This window comes from Micromonospora sp. LOL_023 (assembly GCF_048060115.1).
Classification (GTDB): Bacteria; Actinomycetota; Actinomycetes; order Mycobacteriales; family Micromonosporaceae; genus Micromonospora_E.
Map to the genome: position 1 here is coordinate 12291 of NZ_JBHMIM010000035.1, position 20578 is coordinate 32868.

12 protein-coding genes and 1 pseudogene are annotated in these 20578 nt (G+C 71.8%); 2 read left to right on the forward strand and 11 right to left on the reverse strand.

The features are described 5' to 3' along the window. Nucleotides 1–26: 26 nt before the first annotated feature. The 6 genes and pseudogenes from ACFHVL_RS19145 to ACFHVL_RS19170 form a co-directional block, all read right to left on the reverse strand. Nucleotides 27–1517: a glycoside hydrolase family 130 protein gene (locus tag ACFHVL_RS19145; protein WP_416629528.1), complete on the reverse strand. Its 1491-nt coding sequence runs from the start codon at nt 1515–1517 to the stop codon at nt 27–29. Continuing rightward, complete coding sequence (locus ACFHVL_RS19150) at nt 1514–2566, reverse strand: glycosyltransferase (RefSeq protein WP_416629530.1); 1053 nt, start codon at nt 2564–2566, stop codon at nt 1514–1516. Before ACFHVL_RS19150 ends, ACFHVL_RS19145 begins: the two co-directional genes overlap by 4 nt. Next, nucleotides 2563–3789 (reverse strand): glycosyltransferase, encoded by a 1227-nt coding sequence (locus ACFHVL_RS19155; RefSeq protein ID WP_416629531.1) that lies wholly within the window; start codon nt 3787–3789, stop codon nt 2563–2565. The genes ACFHVL_RS19150 and ACFHVL_RS19155 overlap by 4 nt, the downstream gene beginning before the upstream one ends. A gap of 47 nt (nt 3790–3836) precedes the next feature. Continuing rightward, nucleotides 3837–4863: pseudogene (locus ACFHVL_RS19160) on the reverse strand (glycosyltransferase family 4 protein). Continuing rightward, the gene (locus tag ACFHVL_RS19165; RefSeq protein WP_416629532.1) at nt 4860–5033 is read right to left on the reverse strand and encodes a hypothetical protein; all 174 of its coding nucleotides are present in this window, start codon (nt 5031–5033) and stop codon (nt 4860–4862) included. Before ACFHVL_RS19165 ends, ACFHVL_RS19160 begins: the two are co-directional and overlap by 4 nt. A 309-nt stretch (nt 5034–5342) precedes the next feature. Next, nucleotides 5343–6110 (reverse strand): GAF and ANTAR domain-containing protein, encoded by a 768-nt coding sequence (locus ACFHVL_RS19170; protein WP_416629534.1) that lies wholly within the window; start codon nt 6108–6110, stop codon nt 5343–5345. A 245-nt stretch (nt 6111–6355) separates the two neighbouring features. Between ACFHVL_RS19170 and ACFHVL_RS19175 the strand changes: the two genes are divergently transcribed. Continuing rightward, nucleotides 6356–7066, forward strand: coding sequence for an iron transporter (locus ACFHVL_RS19175; RefSeq protein WP_416629535.1), 711 nt, complete (start codon nt 6356–6358; stop codon nt 7064–7066). A gap of 13 nt (nt 7067–7079) precedes the next feature. On the opposite strand, the gene ACFHVL_RS19180 is transcribed toward ACFHVL_RS19175, so the two are convergent. Genes ACFHVL_RS19180 through ACFHVL_RS19200 form a run of 5 tightly spaced genes read right to left on the reverse strand, consistent with a single transcriptional unit; the run spans nt 7080 to nt 18990 of the window. Continuing rightward, the gene (locus ACFHVL_RS19180; protein WP_416629536.1) at nt 7080–8282 is read right to left on the reverse strand and encodes a PP2C family protein-serine/threonine phosphatase; all 1203 of its coding nucleotides are present in this window, start codon (nt 8280–8282) and stop codon (nt 7080–7082) included. Nucleotides 8283–8303: 21 nt separating this feature from the next. Further along, nucleotides 8304–8585 (reverse strand): acyl carrier protein, encoded by a 282-nt coding sequence (locus ACFHVL_RS19185; RefSeq protein WP_416629538.1) that lies wholly within the window; start codon nt 8583–8585, stop codon nt 8304–8306. 48 nt (nt 8586–8633) lie between these two features. Further along, entirely contained in the window at nt 8634–11762 is a 3129-nt protein-coding gene (locus ACFHVL_RS19190; RefSeq protein WP_416629539.1) for a non-ribosomal peptide synthetase, read from the reverse strand. After that, nucleotides 11759–13381: a class I adenylate-forming enzyme family protein gene (locus ACFHVL_RS19195; RefSeq protein WP_416629541.1), complete on the reverse strand. Its 1623-nt coding sequence runs from the start codon at nt 13379–13381 to the stop codon at nt 11759–11761. Before ACFHVL_RS19195 ends, ACFHVL_RS19190 begins: the two co-directional genes overlap by 4 nt. After that, the gene (locus ACFHVL_RS19200; protein ID WP_416629542.1) at nt 13378–18990 is read right to left on the reverse strand and encodes an amino acid adenylation domain-containing protein; all 5613 of its coding nucleotides are present in this window, start codon (nt 18988–18990) and stop codon (nt 13378–13380) included. Before ACFHVL_RS19200 ends, ACFHVL_RS19195 begins: the two co-directional genes overlap by 4 nt. 136 nt (nt 18991–19126) lie before the next feature. Between ACFHVL_RS19200 and ACFHVL_RS19205 the strand changes: the two genes are divergently transcribed. Beyond that, on the forward strand, nt 19127–20578 hold the full coding sequence (locus tag ACFHVL_RS19205; protein ID WP_416629543.1) for a hypothetical protein: 1452 nt from the start codon (nt 19127–19129) through the stop codon (nt 20576–20578).

Consider the following 20578-nt stretch of genomic DNA (forward strand, 5'->3'; position numbering starts at 1 on the left):
TGGACAACGTGCTCCGAGGATGGCGTTCAACCGGTCCGGTCGCCCGGTGGCCGGGTCTCCACCATCGCGGCGAGCAGCGTGGGGACGGCTACGGTGGCGAAGCCGACCCGGGCGTCGCTGGCACCGTACGGCAGCCACAGCTCACCGTCGTGGATCAGCCCACCGCAGGAGTAGACGACGTTGGGGACGTACCCGTCCCGGTCGCCGTCGTCGGGTGCCAGCAGCGTCCCCGGCAGTCGTGCGACGACCCGTTCCGGTCGACGCAGGTCGAGCAGGAGTGCGCCAATGGCGTACCGGCGCATCGGACCGACGCCGTGGGTGAGGACGAGCCAGCCGTCGTCGGTCTCGATCGGGGAACCGCAGTTTCCGACCTGGATGAGTTCCCAGCTGTCCCGTGGGGTGTGCAACGGGATCTGCTCCTGCCACCGGCTCTCGGCGTCCAGCTGGGTCAGACCGATGGACTCGCCGTCGGTGCGGCACAGCGCGAGGTGCCGGCCGTCGACCGTACGCGGAAACAACGCGACGCCCTTGTTGCGGGCACCGGGCCCACGCATCGGGGTGATCTCGAAGCGGCGTAGGTCCCTGCTGGCCAGCGCGCGGGTGGCGATGCGCCGTCCGTCGTAGGCGGTGTAGGTGCCCCGGTACGTCGGTCCGCCCTCGTCGGTGAACCTGACGAGTCGCACATCCTCCAGACCGTTGCTCTCCGCCGGGGTGGCCGGCCAGAGCACCCGTTGGTGCAGTGCGGTCCCGGCGGGAAAGGTCGTCGCGTAGCTGGCCGCGTCGGTGCGGCGAAGGTCTTCGAGGGTGCCCGGACCGGTGCTGCGTGACAGCAGGTCCGGCGGCAGTGCGGCGAGCACCCGCTCGAAGGTGGCCTCGTCGTACTGCTCCGGAAGGGCGTCCAGCACGGTCGCGGTGATCTCGTTGTCGCAGTCTTGCTCGGCCAGCCCGGCGGTGAGCAGGTTCCGGTGGTGCCGGACACCCACCCGCCTGCCGGCTACCAGCGGGCCGCCGCGGTCGGCGACGGTGATCCGCCGGTCCGGCCCGAGGACGGCGGTGGCGAACCCGACGGACGACAGGTGGCCCTCGCCGATCTGGCGCAGGCTGACCGCGACCCGCAACTGCCCGGCGCGCAGCCCGGTCTGGTCGGGGTGGGCGACCATCGACGGGTTGCACAACGCCGCCGCCTCGACCGCGTACTCGTGGCTGAAGTAGGCGCCGACTAGCAGCCGGGCGCTGGGGGACAGGTCCCGGGCCCGGTCGATCCGGTGCCCGACCAGGTCGTAGTGATGGCGGAACGTGTCTTCGAGCGCGTGATGTCTAGCGTCGAAGCGGTCGATGGTCTCCCGCAGCAGCCGGCCGGTCTCCTTCTCGTCGAGCCGTGCGACGCGATCGACGAGCCCATGGGTGCGGGCACGTACCACGGCGTCGTCCTCGCCGGGGACGAAGAGCTTGATGATGACCCGACGCGGGTCCGGGGCGATGGTGACGTCCTGCCGGACGGCTGTGACGCCGGTCAAGGCAGCCGCCGGGCGTGTTGCAGGGTGGCGATGAGCGCCAGGGTGGATTCGGCACCCTGGTTGAGGTTGGGCCCCTGGGGAGTCAGTCCGTCGTAGCCGCCGCCGGTCGCCGGGCTCCACATCGGTGTACCGAGGTCGTTGTCGCCGAGGAACCAGCCGATCGCCTGGCGTACCCCGGTCTGCCAGGCAGGGTCGCCGGTGACCCTGGCGGCGGTGGCGCAGGCGTCGGCGAAGGCGGCGACCTCGATCGACTGCTGGTCGTGGCGCTGCCGTTCGGCACCGGGTCCCCACCCGCCGGCGGGTACGACCGACAGGTGCCCGGCGAGGAGCTGCACGTCGTGTAGCCAGGTCAGCATCCGGAGACCGTCGTCGAGCGGCGGCCCGCCGTGAGGTAGTTGGCTGGCGGCGATGACGACCTCGGCGAGAGCGGCGTTCGTGTACGTCAGCCGTGGCTGGGGCCAGGGCCACTGCGGGTCGGTACCGGGGGCGCCGATGGTGGCGGCGGCGTCGGCCAGCAGCGCGGCCGCCGCGATGTGGGCCGGGTGGCGGCGCAGTACCTCGGCGGCGCCGAGTCCGGCGAAGGCCATCGCGTGTGGGGCCGGGGAGCGCCTCGTCGCCCCCCGGTCGAAGGCGACCAGCGCCTCCTTCCGGATCCATTCGGCGGGGCTGCGGGCGGCTGCGGTGCCCAACCCCCACAGCGCCCGCCCCCACCAGTCGCCGAGCCCGGGTTCGTCGCTCCAACGCCGGTCGTGACCGAGCCGGTTACGGAAGGCGCCGTCGGCGTCCTGCGCGTGGGTCAGGAAGGCGAGATAGCGCTCCGTGAGCCGCAGGACCTCGCTGGTCGGTTGCGGCTGGCGGCTGGTGACGACCAGGCCGCGGGCGACGTCGTCGGTGCAGTAGCCGTGCTCGCGGCGGACGGTGGCGTGTCGCGCGTGTTCGAACAGGCCGGTGTCGTCGCTCAACCGACTCAGGTGCGCGAAGCTCGGCGCCGGGATGCGGTACCCGCGCCAGGTGTCCGCCGTGCCGGGGTGGCCGGTGGTCGCGGTCACGCCGGGGCCGCACCGACGGCGGCGACACCGAGGGTGGCGACACCGAGGGTGGCGACACCGAGGGTGGCGATATCGGTGGCGGCGACACCGACGGCCGCCGGGGTGACGATCGGTGGGTGGGCGGCGACGAGTCGCTCGGCGAGGGCCGTGTAGCGCGCCGCCACCGCCGGCCACCGTGGCTGCGCCGCCAGCGGCCAGGCGCGGCCGGCCAGGCGTGCGGCAAGACCTGGTTCGGTCAGGATCCGGCCGATTGCCGTCGCCAACGCCGCCGGATCCCGGTGGGGCACGACCAGGCCGGGGCCACCGGTGAGCAACTCGACGGCGTGCGGGAACGCCGTGGCCACGACCGGCACGCCGGCGGCCACCGCCTCGATGAGCACCCCGGAAGTGACCTGTTCCTGGGAGTCGTAGGGCAGCACGACCACGTCGGCGGAGCGGATCAGCCGGCTGAGGGTCGGCAGATCGTGATAGACGTCCTGGTAGTCGACGGCATGTGCGACACCCAGTTGGGCGCCGAGCTGGTGCAACCCCGATCGGTACGCCTCCCCGTGGTGCTCGAGCACCTTCGGGTGGGTCCGGCCGGCGATGGTGTACGTGGGTGACGGATCGAGGTGCCGCAGTCGGGCCAGCGCCCGCAACGACCACTCGAGGCCTTTGCCTGGACCGATCAGCCCCCAGGTCAGCAGGTGGGGGCGGGCCCGGCGCTCGACCGGTACGCCGACATGTTCGCCGACGCCGTGCGGGATCACCGTGACCTTGCCCGGTGGCACCGCGTAGCCGACGATCAGCCGGTCGCGGGCCGTGTTGGTCATGGTGACGATCGCCCCGGCGGCGGCGACGATCTGCTCCAGCAGCGACTTCTGCCGGGGGGACGGCCGGCGCAGCACGGTGTGCAGGACCACGATGCTCGGGCCGGTGAGCCGGCGCAGCAACGGCAGGATGTCCTCGCCGTCGGCGCCGGGATAGATGCCGTACTCATGTTGAACGATCGCCACGTCGAAGGTGTTCAGGGCCGCGGCGGCGTCCCGCCAGCCGGCCGGGCCGCCGGTCGACCAGGTGTGCACCACGCCGGTCTCGGGCCGCAGGTCGTCGCTGGGGTCGGTGACCCGCACGATGCCGCCCCGGGTGCCGTCGGCGGTCAAGCTGGCTGCGAGGGCCGAGTTGAACGTGGCCAGTCCACACTTGGTCGGTGGGTGGCTGCTGAGGAAACCGTAGCTGGGCACGGTAGTGGCCTTCCGGGTGTCGGTCGTCGCCGCCGTACGGGGGGCGGTCAGCGGGTGAGGTGGTCGTACACGGCCAGATAGTCGGTGACCATCCGGTCCGCGCCGAAGCGTTGCCGGGCCCGTTCCCGGCAGGCGGCCCGATCGAGCCCGGCCGCTGCGCAGACGGCGTCGACGGCCGTACCGATGGCCTTCGCCGGGGCCTTGTCGTCGGGGTGCACCAGGTATCCGGTCACCCCTTCGTCGACGACTTCCGGCATCGATCCCCGGGCGTAGGCGATGACCGGGGTGCCGCAGACCATCGACTCGACCACCGACAACCCGAACGGTTCGTTGAAGGCGATCGGATGCAGCAGCGCGGCGCTTGCGCCAAGTACCTCCGCACGTCGGCGCGGGCCGACCGAACCGAGGAAGACGACCTGGTCCCCGTCGATGTGCGGGGCCACCTGTTCGGCGAAGTACCGCTCGTCCTGCACGATGCCGCAGATGGTCAGCGGCCGACCGGCGAGCCGGGCGATCTCGATGGCGGTGTGGGTTCCCTTGTCGGGGTGGATGCGGCCGAAGACGGCCAGGCCGTCGCCGGCCTCGTGGGTGAAGGGCAGGCCGGCGAGGTCGACGCCGTGGTGCACCGTGGCGAGGTAGTCGAGCTCGGCGCTGCGATCAGCGTCGGAGATGGACACGTAGCAGGATCGGGCCCGGGCGTACGCGGGGAGGATCCCCGCTCCGGAGAAGCCGTGCACGGTGGTGAGCAGCGGGGCGCGGCAGTGCTCGGCGAACGCCAGCGGCAGCCAGTCGAGGTGGCTGTGCACCAGGTCGAACCGCGACGACTGCGCGAATGCGTGGGAGACGTGCATCGCCTCCCACACCCGGCCGTCCAGGTCCGGGTCGTCGGCGTACCCCCGGGGGGCAGACGCCGTCGAGGGCGGCGGAGGTGACCGAGTCCAGCGTCGCGAACAGCGTCACGTCCACGCCCCGGCGGACCAGCCCTTCGGCCAGCAGACCGGTCACCTGTTCCCAGGGGCCGTAGTGGTATGGCGGTGTCCGCCAGGCCACCGGACCGAGCAGAGCGACCTTCACCGGGCGGGCGCGTCCGCCAGGTCGGCCGGCTCGAGCCGTAGGGTGGCGAGTACCCCGTGGTGCTCTCCGGGGTCGACCCACTCGGGCAGCTCACGCTCGACCCAGTCGGCCCGGAGCTGCTGGCCACGGTCGCGGAGAATACTGACGATCTTGTGCCTGGCGATTTTCAACGGTTACTCCCTGAAGAGGTCGTGCTGGGGGGAGACCTGGCCGGTGATTCCGGGGGCGCTCGGGGAACTACGTCGGCGGTTGGCCAGCCGCCGCCTGACGATGCGTCGGACGCTGGCGTGCACGCTCACCGGTAGTACGCCGGCCACCGGCCGCGCGGGTACGTGCCACGGGGCGTGGCCGGTCGTGGACCTTGGGCCGGGACTGCTCAGTGGTGGCGTTGGCAGGACTGGTCATCTGGGCCTCTGTTTCGACGGTGGTGCGCGAAGACGCGAACCGCAGCCGTCGGGGTCCAGGACGACATCCTCAGCCTACTCCCTGGTCGGGCCGTTCGCTCCGGCGGACAGGTCGTAGCGGCTTCGTTCGGGTGACAGCTGCTCGGATCCGTCGACGATCGCCTGGGCCAGGTCGGACAGCCGACGGTGCTGGCGGCGGGCGTTGCCGCGGAGCATGGTGAAGGCCTCACCGACGTCGATCTGAAACCGTTCGGCGAGTACGCCCTTGGCCTGCTCGATCAGGACCCGGCTGTGCAGCGCGGCCTGTAGCTGCTCGGTGAGCAGGCCTCGGTGGTGGATGGCGCGTTGCTGGAGCAGTCCGATGGTCGCCACGTCGGCCAGCGCCTGCCCGATCCGGATCCTGCCCTCGTCGAGGACGTCCGGCCCGGTGTCGAACAGGCTCAGCGTTCCGATGATCTCGGTGCGCAGCCGCATCGGCAGGGCGTGAACGGCGGTGAAGCCGACTCCGGCAGCGGCGGCGGCGAATCCTGGCCAGCGCTGACCGGCGGCCCGTAGGTCGACGACCGACACCGGTTGGCCGGTGTGGAAACAGTCCACGGCCGGCCCCTGGTCGGTCTGAAGTTGGAACAGTTCCAGCAGCCGGGTGCGTTCGGACGAGGCGGCCACCACCTGGAGGGTGTCCCGTTGATCGGTCACCAACAGCCCGGCAGCCGACACGCCCAGCAGCTGCACACACCGGTCGGCGAGCACATGTAGGAGATCGAGTACGTCGAAGTCGTCGACGAGTGTGTCGGCCATCTCCACGAACACGTCGGACAGCTGGACCTGTGTCACGTCGCTCACCCTCGGCACACGGTACCTCAGTGGTCGGCCGGCAGCGCGCAACGTCGGCCCAGGCCCGGCGTTCGGCCGCCGGAAGGTGCAGGTCGGCTAGGGTCTCGGCCCGGCACCGGCGGGCGGTGCCGCGACGGTCGGGTCATCTGCGTGTCATTGCTCGACCGGAGGATCGGCGGATCGCGGTAATAGTGCGTCCGCGGCGGGGTAGCCGGCAGATACGCACGGGACCAAACCGGAGCCGGAGGACGATCATGACCACACCAGCCGAGCGCCCGCCGATGCGGGAAAGCAACGAAGCGACCGAGGCACAGCTGGCCGTGGCCCGCCAGCAGGGTCACGCGTACGCGAACGCGCTGCGGGCCATGGCTGCCGAGGACGGTGCGTTGAGCCGCCGGGCCGGCGACTACGTGGTGTCGTTCGTCAACGAGCGGGCCGAGGGCATGTACGAACTCGCCGACGGGCAACTGGTGTGGCGGGAGGCGGCCGAAGAGGCGAACGTGCATCTCGAGGTGGCGGTGGCCGACGCCGCCGACGGCCGGTTCGTTCCCGACCTCTCCGTCGAGATCGACGTCACCCGGGACGGGCGACCGGTCGTCTCGGCCGGGCTGCCGTTCCGCTGGCACCCGTTCCTGTACCACTACGGCGGCAACGCCAGCGTGCCCGGCCCGGGGCCGTACGACGTCACGGTGCGGATCGCCCCCGCGCGGTTCATGCGCCACGACCCGGTCAACGGCAAACGGTACGCCGGCCCGGTCGAGGTGCGTTTCGACCGGGTTACACTCGCCAATGGGCGCAAGACCAGCCCGGACGCGCAGCCCCGGGGCGCCGATGCGCCCACAATGGACGCAATGGGCGGGCGGCAGGACTGGGCCGGCGTCGCGGCGACTGCCCGCAGCGCCGACGATCCTCGAGCCCGGACCCCGCACGACGCCGCCGGGGTGCCGTCGGTGGCTCGGCCCTGATCTGACCGGTGGTTCAGCTGCGGTGCAGTGCGAGCATCGCGATGTCGTCGACCAGTGGACGGCCGTCCACCAAGGCGGCCATCACCGCCGAGCAGGCTGCCTCGGCGCTGGACCCGGTGAGCGCCCGACAGAGCTGTTGGAGCCCGGTGTCGATGGTCGGCCCGCACCGCTCCACCAGCCCGTCGGTGAAGAAGAACAGCAGTGCGCCCGGATCCAGCTCGACGCTACTGTTGCGGCGACGGCGTTGGATCCGGGTGCCCAGCGGGAGGTCGGCCGGCACCGGTAGGCAGTAGGAATCGGTACCGGCGATCGTCACCGGCGGCGGATGCCCGGCGGTGGACAGCGACATCGCCGTACGGTCGGGCCTGATGGTCGCGTAACACACCGTCGCCATCATGCCCGGCTCGAAGTGCTGCATCTTGCGGTCGAGGCGGGCCAGCACGTCGGCCGGGTCGGTCGATTCCAGCGCGTACGCCCGCAGCGAGCTGCGTAGCCGGCCCATCACGGTCGCGGCGTGCAGGCCGCGTCCGGTGACGTCGCCGATCGCCACCCCCACCCAGCCGTCGGGCAACGGGAGTACGTCGTACCAGTCACCGCCGACGCCGGCGTCGTGCCCGGCGACGTAGCGGGCCGAGAACTCGAGCCCTGGCACGGCCGGCAACCGGGTCGGCAGCAGGTCGTGCTGTAGCGCGAGAGTGGTGGCGCGGTCGACGCGTCGCTCCCGGGCCTCGCTGGCCAGGGCGATCCGGTCGGCGACCAGCGACAGCAGTTGTTCGTCGTCGGTCAGATGGTCCCGCACCCGCCGGGAGGCCACGTGCAGTACTCCCGCGATCGTACCGCCGACGATGATCGGCACCGCCAGCAGCGAGCGGATGCCCTGACCCCGCAGCCCGGGGTGGGCCAGTTCGCCTTCGCCCGGGTCGGTCAGGCGCACCGGCACACCGCTGGACAGCACCTCCCCGGCGTAGCCGCGGTGCAGCGCGAGCCGGGCCGGGTGGTCGTGATGGGCCTCGATGCCCCAGGCGGCGGCGGTGACGAACTGCTGGGAGTGCGCGTCGAGCAGGCACACGGCGACCGTGTCGACATCGAGCAACTGGCCGGTCCGGGCCGTCGCCTCGACCAGCAACGAATCGAAGCTGAGCCGCGACAGCGCGGGGTCGGTGACCGCCTCGATGCGCTTGAGGCGCTCGCCCGCGTTCCCACCCTCGACCTGCACGACCGCAGCCTAGTGCAGCGGTCATCCGATCGCGGTGACCCCCGTGGCCGGCTCGGCCCGCTGGGCGTCGCCGACCGCCAGAACCAGATTGTCTACTGTGTCGAGTTTTCGTCCGGGCGCGTCGAACTCGACCTCCACGCCGAGCTCCGACTCGATGGCGTCGACCAGCCGTAGCAGGCCGAGTGAGTCGACCCCCATGGCGACCAGCGATCCGCCGCCCAGCACCTGTCCGACGGGTACGTCGCCGCCGGTCGCGGCGCTGACCAACTCCGCCACCCGCTGGCGTAGCTTCGCCTCATCCATCATTGCCGCTCCACATCCTGTTCGTCGTGTCCTGCCAAGGGTGCCCGGTCAGTGCCCGGTGACCGTCTCCCGGACGATTTCGGCGATTTCGGCGATCGTTGGTGCGTCGAAGAAGGTCTCCAACGGCACCTCGACGCCGAGCCGCCGGTGAATCCGGCTGCTGATCCGGGTGACCGTCAGCGAGTGCCCGCCCAGGTCGAACAGGTCCTCGTCCACCCCGATGTCCGCGATCTGCAGCACGTCCTGCCAGATGAGGCGGATCTCCTCGACGATCGGATCCGCGCCAGGGTCGGCGGCGTCACCGGCACCGATGTCCTGCGTCGGCTGATCCGGTGCCGGCAGCGCCGCCCGGTCGAGCTTGCCGTTCGGACTGGTCGGCAACTGGTCCAGCAGCACCCAGGCGGCCGGCACCATCGCGGTGGGCAGCGTCAGCGTCAGGTGCTGGCGTAGCTGTGCGACGGTCGGCGCGGCACCCCGCGGCACCAGGTACGCCACCAGCCGCTCCGCGTCGTCGCCGGCCTCGTTTCCAGCGGCCAGCAGGACCACCGCCTGGGCCACCGAAGGATGCTCCACCAGCCGGGCGGTGATCTCCCCCAGCTCGACCCGGTGGCCGCGGATCTTCACCTGGTCGTCGGCGCGGCCGAGAAACTCGATCCGCCCGTCCGGCAGCCAGCGGCAGACGTCCCCGGTCCGGTAGAGCCGCCCGGCTGAGCCGTCCACCGTACCGTCGGCCCCGCCGAACGGGTCGGTGACGAACCGTTCGGCGGTCAGCTCCGGCCGGTGCAGGTAGCCGGTGGCGACACCCCGGCCGCCGAGATACAACTCGCCCGCGACCCCGATCGGCACCGGCCGCCGGTGCTCGTCGAGCAGGTACGTGGTGGTGTTGGCGACCGGCCGCCCGATGGTCACCTCGGTCGGATCCGGCTCGATCTCCGCCATCGTCGCGTAGATCGTCGCCTCGGTCGGGCCGTACCCGTTGACGAGCCGGTCCACCCGGGCCCGCAACTGTCGGGCCAGCGGCACCGGTAGCGCCTCGCCGCCGGTCACCGCCACCACCCGGTCGTCCAGGCCGGCCTCCAGCAGCACCCGCCAGCCGGACGGGGTGGCCTGCAGGTGGGTGACGCCGGCCTGGCGGGCCAGCCGCAGCACGCCGGCGCCGTCCAGCGCGCTCACTCCGGCGGCGACCACCACCCGGCCACCGGTGGTCAGCGGCAGGTAGATCTCCACCGCTGAGATGTCGAACGCCAGCGACGTCAGGTGCAGCCACCGGTGCTGCGGCCCGCCACCGAACTGTTCCCGCATCGCCAGGACCAGGTTGGCCAGCGCGTCCTGCGGCACCGCGACGCCCTTTGGCCGACCGGTCGAGCCGGACGTGTAGAGCACGTACGCCAGGTCGGTGGCTTCGGGCCGCCGCTGCGCCGACTGGGGTGTGTCGGCGGCGGCTGCGGTCAGGTCGACCTGGTCGAGCGCGAGCGCCGGCGTGCCGGCCGGCAACTGGGCGGCACCGGTGGCGGTGGTCAGCACCAGCACCGGATTCGCGTCAGCCATGATCATCTCCTGGCGGGCGGGTGGATAGGTCGGGTCGACCGGCACGTAGCCGGCGCGGCAGCGCAGCACCGCGAGAAGCGCGGCGATCGCCTGCCAGGACCGGTCCAGCACCACCGCGACCAGCGATCCCGGTTCGACGCCGTGCCCACGCAGTAGCCCGGCGAGCCGGGCACTGACCTGGTCGAGCTCGGCGTAACTGAGGTTGCGCTCGCCGTCGACCACCGCGACCGCAGCCGGGTCGCGCCGCACCTGGTCGGCGAAGAGCGTAAGTACGGTGACGTCCGGTGCGACCGCCCTGTCGGTGATGTTCCAGGCGTGGCAGACCAGTTCGAGCTCCTCGGCGGGCAGCAACGGCAGGTCGACGACCGGCTGCTCCGGGTCGGCGGCGACCGCGGCGAGCATGGTCCGCAGGTGGGTGCCGATCCGGGCCACCGCATCCACCGGCAGCACCGCCGGACTGTGCTGCAGACTCAACTCGACGGTGTCCGTACCGTCCGGGTGTGGCCCGTCGACCGCCTGGACGTGCAGCGCGTTGCGGGCGGCGCCGCTGAACAGCGTCCACTCCACGGTGGTCGCGACCCCGTCGAAAACGGGATCCGGCCCGCGCCGGCGGTAGCCGAAGGAGACCGGCGCCACCGACGCGGCCGGCCGCAGTCCGGTGACCACCTGCGCCAGCGGAACGGACCGGAAGGCGTTCAACGCGCGTACCTGCTCGCGGACGGCCATCGCGTGATCGCGGAAGCTGCCGTCGGTGATCGCGACCCGGACCGGCAGTTCGTTGACGAACAGCCCGATCTCGTCGGCGGTCCCGGCGGTCCGGGTCGACAGGCCGACTCCGATCGGCACCTGATCGTTGCCGTACCGGGCGAGGACGGCGTTCAGCACCGTCAGCAGCAGCTCGAACCGGGTCACGCCGAGTTTGCGGCGGGCCTGGTCGAGCCCGGACAACAGGTCGGGCGCGAGGATGAGCCGCACCGCGTTGCCCGGTTCGGCTGCGGTCGGTGTGCGGGTCGACCCGGGCAGCACCACCCCACCGGGCCCCGACCAGTGGGTGGCCCAGTGTTTCCGGGCCGCCGCCGACTCGGCGGCCACCCGGTCACGTTCGACCGCCGCGCGGTCGGCGTACCCGGCCGCGGCCGCCGCCGCCGCCGGCAGGCCGGCCGGCCGACCCGACCCGACCGCGTTGTACGCCCTCGCGAGGTCCCGGACCAGCACGTCCTTGGACATCCCGTCGAAGACCAGGTGATGGGCGGTGACCAGGAGCAGCCGGCGGCCGTCCGCGCCGGTCAACAGCAGGAACCGGGCCAGTGGCCCGGTCCGTAGGTCGTACCGGCGGGCGATCTCGGCGGTGACCGCGTCGTCGAACGATCCGGCGGCGAGCTCGACCTCGTGCAGCGCCGGGCCCGGTGTGGTCGGCACCAGCCGGGGTACGCCGTTGGTGTCGTCGACCCGGGCAGCCAGCGCCGGGTGCCGGGTGAGCACCGCGTCGCACGCCGTGGCGAGCGCGGCCCGGTCCAGATCGGCGGCGAACCACATCCCAAGAGCCATGTGGTACGCCGTGCCGGCGACCCCGGCCTGTTCGGTGAACCAGACGGCATGCTGCGCGTACGTCGCTTCGGCGGTGCTCACGGGACCCTCCAGATGCTGTCGTGGTCGTCGACGGGTCGGTGTTCGCCGAACAGCGTCGTCAGTTGTCGTTTGAGGACCTTGCCGGCCTCGTTGCGGGGCAACGCCTCGGTGAGCACCAGCCGGGCCGGCAGTTGGTGGTCGGCGAGCCGGTCGGCGAGGAACGCGCGTACCGAGGCGAGGGTGAGGTCGGTGCCGGTGAGGTCGGGTCGGGGCACCACCACGGCGGCGACCGCCGCGCCGAGGACCGGGTGCGGTACGGCGAGCACGGCGGCCTCGGCGACGGCTGGATGTTCGTGCAGGGCGGCCTCCACCTCCAAGGTGGAGATCTTGAACGCGCCGGACTTGATCATGTCCTGGTGCCGGTCGGCGAGGTAGAGGTAACCGTCGGCGTCGAGCCGACCGAGGTCGCCCATCCGGACCCAGCCGTCCTGGAAGGTGGCCCGGTTGGCACCCTCGTCGCGGTAGTAGGCGCGCGGGTGTGCGCACCGCAGCCACACCTGCCCGACGGACCCAGGCGGCAGCGGACTGCCCTGCTCGTCGGCGATCCGTAACTGCCCGTCGACGGCGCGGCCGACCGCGGCCCGGCGCCCCGGGTCGTAGATCATCACGGTCTGCGCCGGGGCGGCCTCGGTCGACGAGTAGTAGTTGACGATCGTGGCGGCGGGAAACGTCGCCGCGAGCCGGGCGGCCACCGCCGGTGGCAGCGCCGCCGCAGTGGATCCGATCAGCACCACCCCCGAGGTGTCCCGCCCGCGCAGTGCGCCCGAGTCGAGCAGCTCGATCGCCATCGATGGCACCAGGAAGACGGTCCCGGTGCCGGGTGCGGCGACCAACCGTGCGAACCGGGCGGGGGTGAACCGGGCCATGGTCGACGCGGTCGCCTTCGCGGTCAACGCGTTGAACAGCATCGTCTGCCCGGCGTTGGTGCCGATCGGGAAGGCGTGCAGGAACCGCTGCGAGTGGGCCAGCGCCAGCCGGCGTGCCTGGGTCGGTGCCCCGGCGACCAGGTTGGCATGGCTGGCACCGACGCCCTTCGGTTGCCCGGTTGTACCCGAGGTGTAGAGGATCTGCGCCAGGTCGTCCGGTCGCACCTCGGCTGCCGATCCGCTACCGACGCTGCCGCTACCGACGCTGCTGCTGCCATCGGCGACCAGATCGGCGACGGTCCGGACGGCCACCCCGGGCGGCGTCGGCGGGCCGGCCGCGGTGACACCGGCTGCCAACGGACCGTGGATCACCAACCGGGCGTCGCAGTGCCGCAGGGCGTATGCCAGTTGGGACGGCGCGAGCCGGTCGGACAGTGGCACCGCCACCGCCCCGGCGAGCAGCACCCCGCAGTACGCGACCGCGTACCCGGTCCAGTCGCGGGCGCCGAAGACCAGGCCGACCCGGTCCCCGGCGGCGATGCCGTCGGCGTGCAACGTGGCGGCGACCGCCCGGGCACCGGCCTGCCAGGCGGCGAACGTGAGCTGGTCGACGCCGTGCACCTCGATCGCCACCCGCTCGGGGTGCAGCGCACAACGCCAGTCGAGCAACTCCGGCACGGTCCGGGCCGCAACCGCAGCCGCAGCCGCAGCCGTGGGCTGGTTGCGGCGTGGCGTACCGGCGACGGCGCTCACCGGCTGCTCCGGACCAGCTGCCGCTCCTGCCGCGCCAACCGTGCCTGCCGCACCTCGAGCCCGACCAGGTCGTCCGGCGGCGCGTCCGGAACCTCGTCATCGAACCGCGACAACACCCTGGTCCGCAGCGAGACGATCGCGGTCAGCGCGATACACAGTCCGAATGTGAGATAGAGCAGCGCGATGCCGCGACCGGGTCCCACCCCGATCACCACGCCGACCGAGGAGGCCAGCGCGCCGTCCGGCATCAGCAACGGCTCCATCGCACTGGTGGCGAGCGGCGCGATCACCCCCCAACCCAGTGGCATGGTCGACCAGGCCACCATCTGGTTCAGGGCGAACACCCGACCGTGGAACCGGGGCGGCACCTTGATCTGGACAATGGTGTTGTAGACCCCGTTGACCAGGCCCAACGCGCAGTACATGCCGAACACTCCGGCTCCGATGACCAGCAGGTTCGGCCGTAGCCCGGTCAGCATGCAGGCCATCGCGATGCCCAGCGTCCCGACCAGCACCACCCGCATCCGGTAGCGGCGTGGACCACCCCAGACCAGCATCACCAGGCCGCCGACGGCCGCCCCGATCCCGCCGATCAGCGCGATCCGGGCGACCTGCGTCAGCTCGGCGAAGCCGAGCACCAGCGGGGAGACCAGGAACAGCACCGGGAACAGGAACAGGTTGAGCGCGGCGAAGAAGGTGAGCATGCCGCGGAACTCGCGACGGCTCAGCGAGTAGCGCAACCCGCCGACGATCTCCTGCCAGAGGCTCTCGCGTCGCTGCAACGCGAGCGTGCGCGGAAAGCGGATGACGATCAGCACCACGGCGGCGAACCCGTATGCCACCACGTCGATGACCATGATGCCGGGCAGTCCGACCGCCTCCAGCAACGCCACTGCCAGCAACGGGACCATGAACTGGGTCAGTCCGACGGCGGTCTGGGTCAGCCCGTTGGCGTGCCCGAGGAAGCGTTTGGGCACCAGCTGCGGCACCGCCGACACGAATGCCAGCCGCTGGAAGGCCAGCACCACCGACAGCCAGCCGACGAGCAGGTAGAAGTGCCAGATCTCGGCCCGGTCGGTGAGCAGCAGCCCAGCCATCACCGCCTTGGCGCCACCAGCGGCGACGCTCGCCACCAGCAGGACCCGCCGCCGGCTCGTCCGATCGATCACCGCCCCGGCCAGCGGCGCGATCAACAACCCGGGTAGCAGGCTGACGATCGAGAAGAGCGCGAACCGGGCCAGCGACCCGGTCTCCAGATAGATCCACAGCGGTACGGCGAAGTTGGTCAACGCGGTGCCGGTGGTGGTGATGATCTGCCCGACCGCGATCAGCCCGAACCGGCCCAGGCTCGGCTGTGGCGCCGCCGACGTTCGGGTCGTCGACCCGGCTCGGGGCGGGTCGGGTCCATCGCCGCCGCCCGGACTGCGGTCGGACACCGCCTGCAGTCGCCACGCCGAGTCGTCGACCGAGTCGGAACCGGTGCCGTCCATGGTGTCGTCGGCGGGTGGTGGCGGCTCGGCGAGCCGCAGATGGGTGCCGGTGACGATCTCCGCCAGCTCGTCGGCCCGGTACTTGAGGAAGTAGTGGCCCGCCTCGTCGACCACCGCGAGCGCGGTGCGGTCGGACAGGAAGTGCCACTCCTGGAAGCGTTCCTCATGGAAGTCGGTGCCCCGGTCCCGTTCGCCGACCACCGAGATCACCGGCGCCTGGAGCTTGGTGACCTGGTCACGCAGCAGCGCGGTGAAGTAGTCCTCGGAGACGCGGGCGTCGTGGCGCATCGCCCGGATCAGGAAAGCGACCTCGTCCGGGTCGAGTGAGCCGATCGAGGTGCCCTGCGCCTGCAGCCAGGTGCGGTAGATCCGGTCCGAGCGAATCCGCTCCACCAGCCGCAGCCGCAGCAGCGGGCCGAAGATCCCGCCGGTCGGCCGGCCGAACGGGAAGACCGCCCCGAGGTACACCGCGTCGAGTTCCCGGCCGGCGGCCTCCAACCGGCGGGCCACCTCGACGGCGAGCGCGCCGCCTGGACCGCAGTGCCCGTACAGGATCAGGGGTCCCTCGACACGGGCCAGGATCTCGGCGACCACGCCCCCGGCGACCTGTTCGATGGGCGCGGGTTCGTCGGCCAGGCCGATGTCGTGGCCGGGCACCGCCACCGACAGCAGCCGGTAGCCGGCTGGCAGCGCGTCGGCGAGCGGTTGGTACACCACCGCGCTGCCGCCCCCGTACGGGACGCAGACCAGGGTGGCGGCCACCGCGCCGGCCGGTACCGGGGTGGTCAGTTCGTGCAGCAGTGCGTTCCGGTCGGCGGCGTCGTCGGTGAGCAGGTCGGCGAGTTCGCGTACGGTCCGGTGCCGGAACAGGTCCATCACGCTGACCGTCGGCGGCCCGCCGTCACCGGTGTGCACGCCCGGTAGCTCCCGGCGCAACCGGGCGACCACCTGGGTGGCCAGCAGCGAATGCCCGCCCAGGTCGAAGAAGTCGTCGGTGGCCCCGACCCGGGGTACCTGCAGGAGGGCCCGCCAGATGTCGGCGATCAGTGTCTGCACCGGCCCGGTCGGCTCGATGTACGCGCCGGTGGGTTGCTCGTCGACCGGGTCCGGCAGCGCCTTGCGGTCGATCTTGCCGTGGTCCTGCAGTGGCAGCCGGTCCAGCCAGCGGTACCGACCGGGGACCATGTGTTCCGGCAGCCGGTCGGCGAGCGCCCGGCGCATTTCGGCCGGCGGCAGCTCCGACCCCGGGGCGGACGGTTCCAGGTAGCCGACCAGCCGGTCGTCGCGCAGTACGACGGCGGCCTGCCGCACCCCGGGCAGCTCCCGCAGGGCCGCCTCGATCTCGCCCAGCTCCACCCGGTAGCCACGGATCTTGACCTGGTGGTCGGTGCGGCCGAGGAAGACCAGCTGCCCGTCGGCCCGCCAGCGGCCGAGATCCCCGGTGCGGTAGAGCCGGGAGCCGGGCGGTCCGAACGGGTCCGGCACGAACCGCTGCCCGGTCAACTCGGGCCGGCGCAGGTAGCCCTGTGCCAGCCGGTCGCCGCCGAGGTACACCTCGCCGGGTACCCCTACCGGCACCGGGCACATCCGGGCGTCGAGCACGTACACCCGCGCGTACGGCAACGGGCGGCCGATCGGCACGCTGCCCGGCCCGCGTTCGTCGGCCGAGACCCGGTACGTGGTGACCCCGACGGTCGCCTCGGTAGGTCCATAGTGGTTGAAAACCGGTACGCCGTGGCCGGCCAGCTCGGCGGCCCAGTCCAGATCGGCCGCCTCACCGCCGAGGACCAGCGCCCGGCGGGGCAGCAGCCGGGCGGTGTCGACCTCGGCGGCCAGTGCCCGAAGGTGCGACGGCGTCATCTTCAGGTAGTCGATCCGGCCGGCATGTAGCGCGTCGGCGAGCTCCTCGCCGGTGCACCGCCTCGGCACCAGGTGCACGCAGCCCCCGGTTGCCAACGCGAGGTAGAAGACCGAGACGCTGAAGTCGAACGACAGCGACTGCAGCAGCGCGTACCGGCCGGCCGGTACGATGTCGAACCGTTCGGCGACCCCGTCGAGGTAGTTCAGCACCTGGCGGTGCGCGACCGCGACGCCCTTGGGGACACCAGTCGAACCCGAGGTGTAGATGACGTACGCCAGATCGTCGCCGCTCGCGCCGCCGGCCGGCGGATGCGTCGGCTGCCCGGCCACCACCGAAGCGATCCGGTCCAGGCAGGTCGCGTCGGCCAGCGGATTCGCCGGGCCGTCGCCATCGGTTCCACGGCGGGTTGTGTCGCCATCGGGTCCGGTGCGGCTAGCGTCGCCATCGAGTGCGGCGCGGGTCGCGGAGTCGGTCAGTACCACCGTCGGGGCGGCGTCGGCGAGCATCAGCGCCAGCCGGGCGGGCGGCTGCTCCGGGTCGAGCGGCAGGTAGGCGCCACCGGCCCGCAACACCCCGAGCAGCGCCACCGCCAACTCCACCGACTGCTCCAGGCAGACTCCGACCAGCTGGCCGGGTCCGACGCCCTGCTGCCGCAGCTGGTGGGCCAGCTGGTTGGCGCGGCGGTCCAGGTCGGCGTAGTCGCTGCGGGCGTCGCCGCAGACCACGGCCAGTGAGTGTGGCGTCGCGGTGGCGTGCCGGGTGATCAGGTCACCGAGGGTGGCCACCCCGGCGGTGGCCGGCCGGGGCCGGCCGGCCACCGGGACCGGCCCGGTGCCGAAGTCGAGCAGCTGTCGCCGCTGCCCGTCGTCGAGCAGCGGCAGGTCGACGACCGGCCGGTCGGGCTCGGCGACCGCGGCGCGCAGCAGCGCCTGGAAGCGGTCGGCGAGCCGCGCAACGGTCGCCCGGTCGAACAGGTCGGTGTTGTAGACCAGCATCGCCCGCAGCCCGTCGTCGGTCTCGCTGACGTACAGCGACAGGTCGAACCGGGCGGCGGCGGCGTCGCTGCCGAACGGCGCGGTGCTGACCCCGGCCGGCCAGTCGCTCACCGCCCGGGAGTAGTTCTGCAGGGTGAACAGCACCTGGAACACCGGGGCCCGGCCGACGTCGCGGGTGACGTTCAGCTCCTTGACCAGCCGTTCGAACGGGATCTCCTGATGGCTCAACGCGCGCAGCACCCGGCTGCGGGTACGGCGTAGCAGCTCGCGGAAGCTCGGCTCACCGTCGGTGCCGCTGCCAGCGGTGGCGGACAGGTCGGCCCGGATGGCCACGGTGTTGACGAACAGCCCGACCAGGCTCTCCACCTCCGGCACCACCCGACCGGCGACCGGGGAGCCGACGGCGAAGTCCCGCTGCCCGCTGTGTCGGGACAGCACCGCCAGCCAGCCGGAGAGCAGGGTCATGTAGAGGGTGCCGCGACAGGTCCGGCCCAGCCGGCGTATACCGGCGGTGAGGTCGGTGTCGAAGGCGAAGCGGTGCACGTCCCCGGCGTACGACGCGACGGCCGGCCGGGGCCGGTCGGTCGCCAACTCCAGCGGTGGCACCTCGGCGAGCGCTTCTGACCAGTAGTCGAGCTCGCGGCGCGCGGCCGGGCCGTCGCTGCGTTCCCGCTGCCAGGCGGCGTAGTCGGTGTAGTCGATAGCGGGCGGCGCGGGCACCGGGCGGCCGTCGGTGAGCGCGCCGTACAGGCTGGCGACCTCGGCGAGCAGCAGGTTCAGCGACCAGCCGTCGCTGACGATGTGATGCATCCCGACATGCAGCACCTGGTCGGTGGGGCCCAGGCGGACCAGCAGCGCGCGTAGCAGCGGCGCGGTCGCCAGGTCGAAGGGCGTCCGCACGGCGGCGTCGACCAGCTGGCGCGCAGCCGCCTCGTCGACGGCGTCGACCATCGTGAACGGCACCGTCACCTGCTGCGCGACCTCGACCTGGGGTGCACCGTCACGGCTCTCGGTGAACCGCATTCGTAGGCTGTCGTGCCGGGCGGCGGCGGTGTCCAGCGCCGCGCGCAGCAGGTCGGCGTCGACGGGCCCGCGTAGCCGAATGGTGCTGTGTACGACGTACGCGGCGGTGCCCGGGGTCAGCTGCTCGGTGAACCAGATGCGCTCCTGACCGAACGATAATTCCGGACTTTTCCCTTTTCTGTGCTGAATCCCATGCGTTTGAATCGGGACGTCCTGCGCTGGTAAGTCGAGATTCGTCACCCTGGATTGCCTTCAATCTGTCTGCACGAGCCATCAGAGTGACTCTCGCGATCGACGTATGGGAATCAACTTTTGGGGCATCGTGGTACAGACGAACGATCGATTCGACGCAAGTCATCCCGTCGTACCGTCAGGAATGCGATTCGCGGATGCCGTGGTGCCGGACGAGTGGGCCAGCGAGGAGTTGGCGTACGCGGAGTTCGGTGACGGCCGGACCGAGACGGGTCCGATGACCTGGGCTCAGCAGGTGATGTGGCGGGCGGCCACGTTGTCGAAGACCCAGCACCTGTTCCTCAACCTGCGTCGGGTGCTTGCGGTACCGAGGCGGGCTCCTGGCGACCTGCCGAGCGTCACCCGCGCGATCGGGCAGCTGGTCGCCCGGCACGGCGGGCTGCGTACCCGGGTCCGCCCGGCCGCAGACGGCATCCTCCGGCAGGAGACCGCCGCGTCCGGTTCGGTGCCGATCCTGGTGGTCGACGGCGACGGCGACGGCGACGGCGACGACGGCGACGGCGCGCCGACCGCCGCCGGTCTAACCCGCCGGCTCGGCGACGTGGCCTTCGACCATGGTCGGGAGTGGCCGGTGCGGTTCGCCGTGGTGCTGGTCGACGACCGGGTACGCCAGGTGGTGCTGATCTTCAGTCACTCCACGGCCGACGCGTACGCGGTCGACGTGATCCTGCGTGACCTGCGGGTGCTGTTGCTGCGCGGCAAGTTGTCCACTCCGGCTGGTCTGCAGTCGGTGGACGTCGCCCGTTGCCAGTACGGGCCGGACCAGGCGCGGTCGGGCCGTGCCGTGGCGTACTGGGCCCGGCAGTACGGTCGAGTGGCCGGCATCGTGTTCGACCAGGTGGCACCGGAGCTCACCCCGCGGCTGCACCGGGGCACCCTGGTCTCCCCGGCGATCGCCACCGCCGCCCGGATGATCGCCGCCCGGCACCGGGTCAGCCTCTCCGCCGTCCTGCTCGCTGCCACCACCGCGCTCAGTGCGGGCGCCGGCGGGCGCCAGGCCTGCGGATTGTTCAACATGGCGCACAACCGCTTCCGCCCCGAGTACCGCAATGCGGTCGCGAACCTCGGCCAGATCGGATTCTGCGTGCTGGACATCGCCGATAGGCCGGGCTTCTTCGAGCTGCTACCACGAATTTACCGGGTCGCGCTGGACGGATATTCGCACGCCTACTATGACGCGGCCGCGATGCGTAGGAGTTTCGAAGACCTTGGGTACGACTACACCACGGCATTCCTGCCGTACTACTATTTCAACGACGTCCGACTGCCTGTCGGCAACGCGGTCGATGATGTGGAGCCGGTCGCCGAGGGCGTCCTGCGTGCCGTCGCCGAGCGCAGCGAATTCTCCTGGACCGACGGACTCGACGTCGCTTCCTGGCATCAGCTGATCCACGTCGTGGACGCCCCGGACGCCGTCGGCGTCACGTTGAGCACCGACACCCGGTTCCGACCGCCAACCACCATCGAGCCGTACCTGCGGGATCTGGAGGCACTGCTCATCGATGCCGCGTACCGGGATGTCCCGTGGCCCTGGCGGCCCCGGCGGCCGTCGGCCGGCCGACGAGCGCCCCACTGA

Coding starts and splice junctions, on each gene's coding strand:
- ACFHVL_RS19205 (WP_416629543.1), top strand. CDS start 19,127: ATGCGATTCGCGGATGCCGTGGTGCCGGACGAGTGGGCCAGCGAGGAG.
- ACFHVL_RS19175 (WP_416629535.1), top strand. CDS start 6,356: ATGACCACACCAGCCGAGCGCCCGCCGATGCGGGAAAGCAACGAAGCG.
- ACFHVL_RS19185 (WP_416629538.1), bottom strand. CDS start 8,585: ATGGATGAGGCGAAGCTACGCCAGCGGGTGGCGGAGTTGGTCAGCGCC.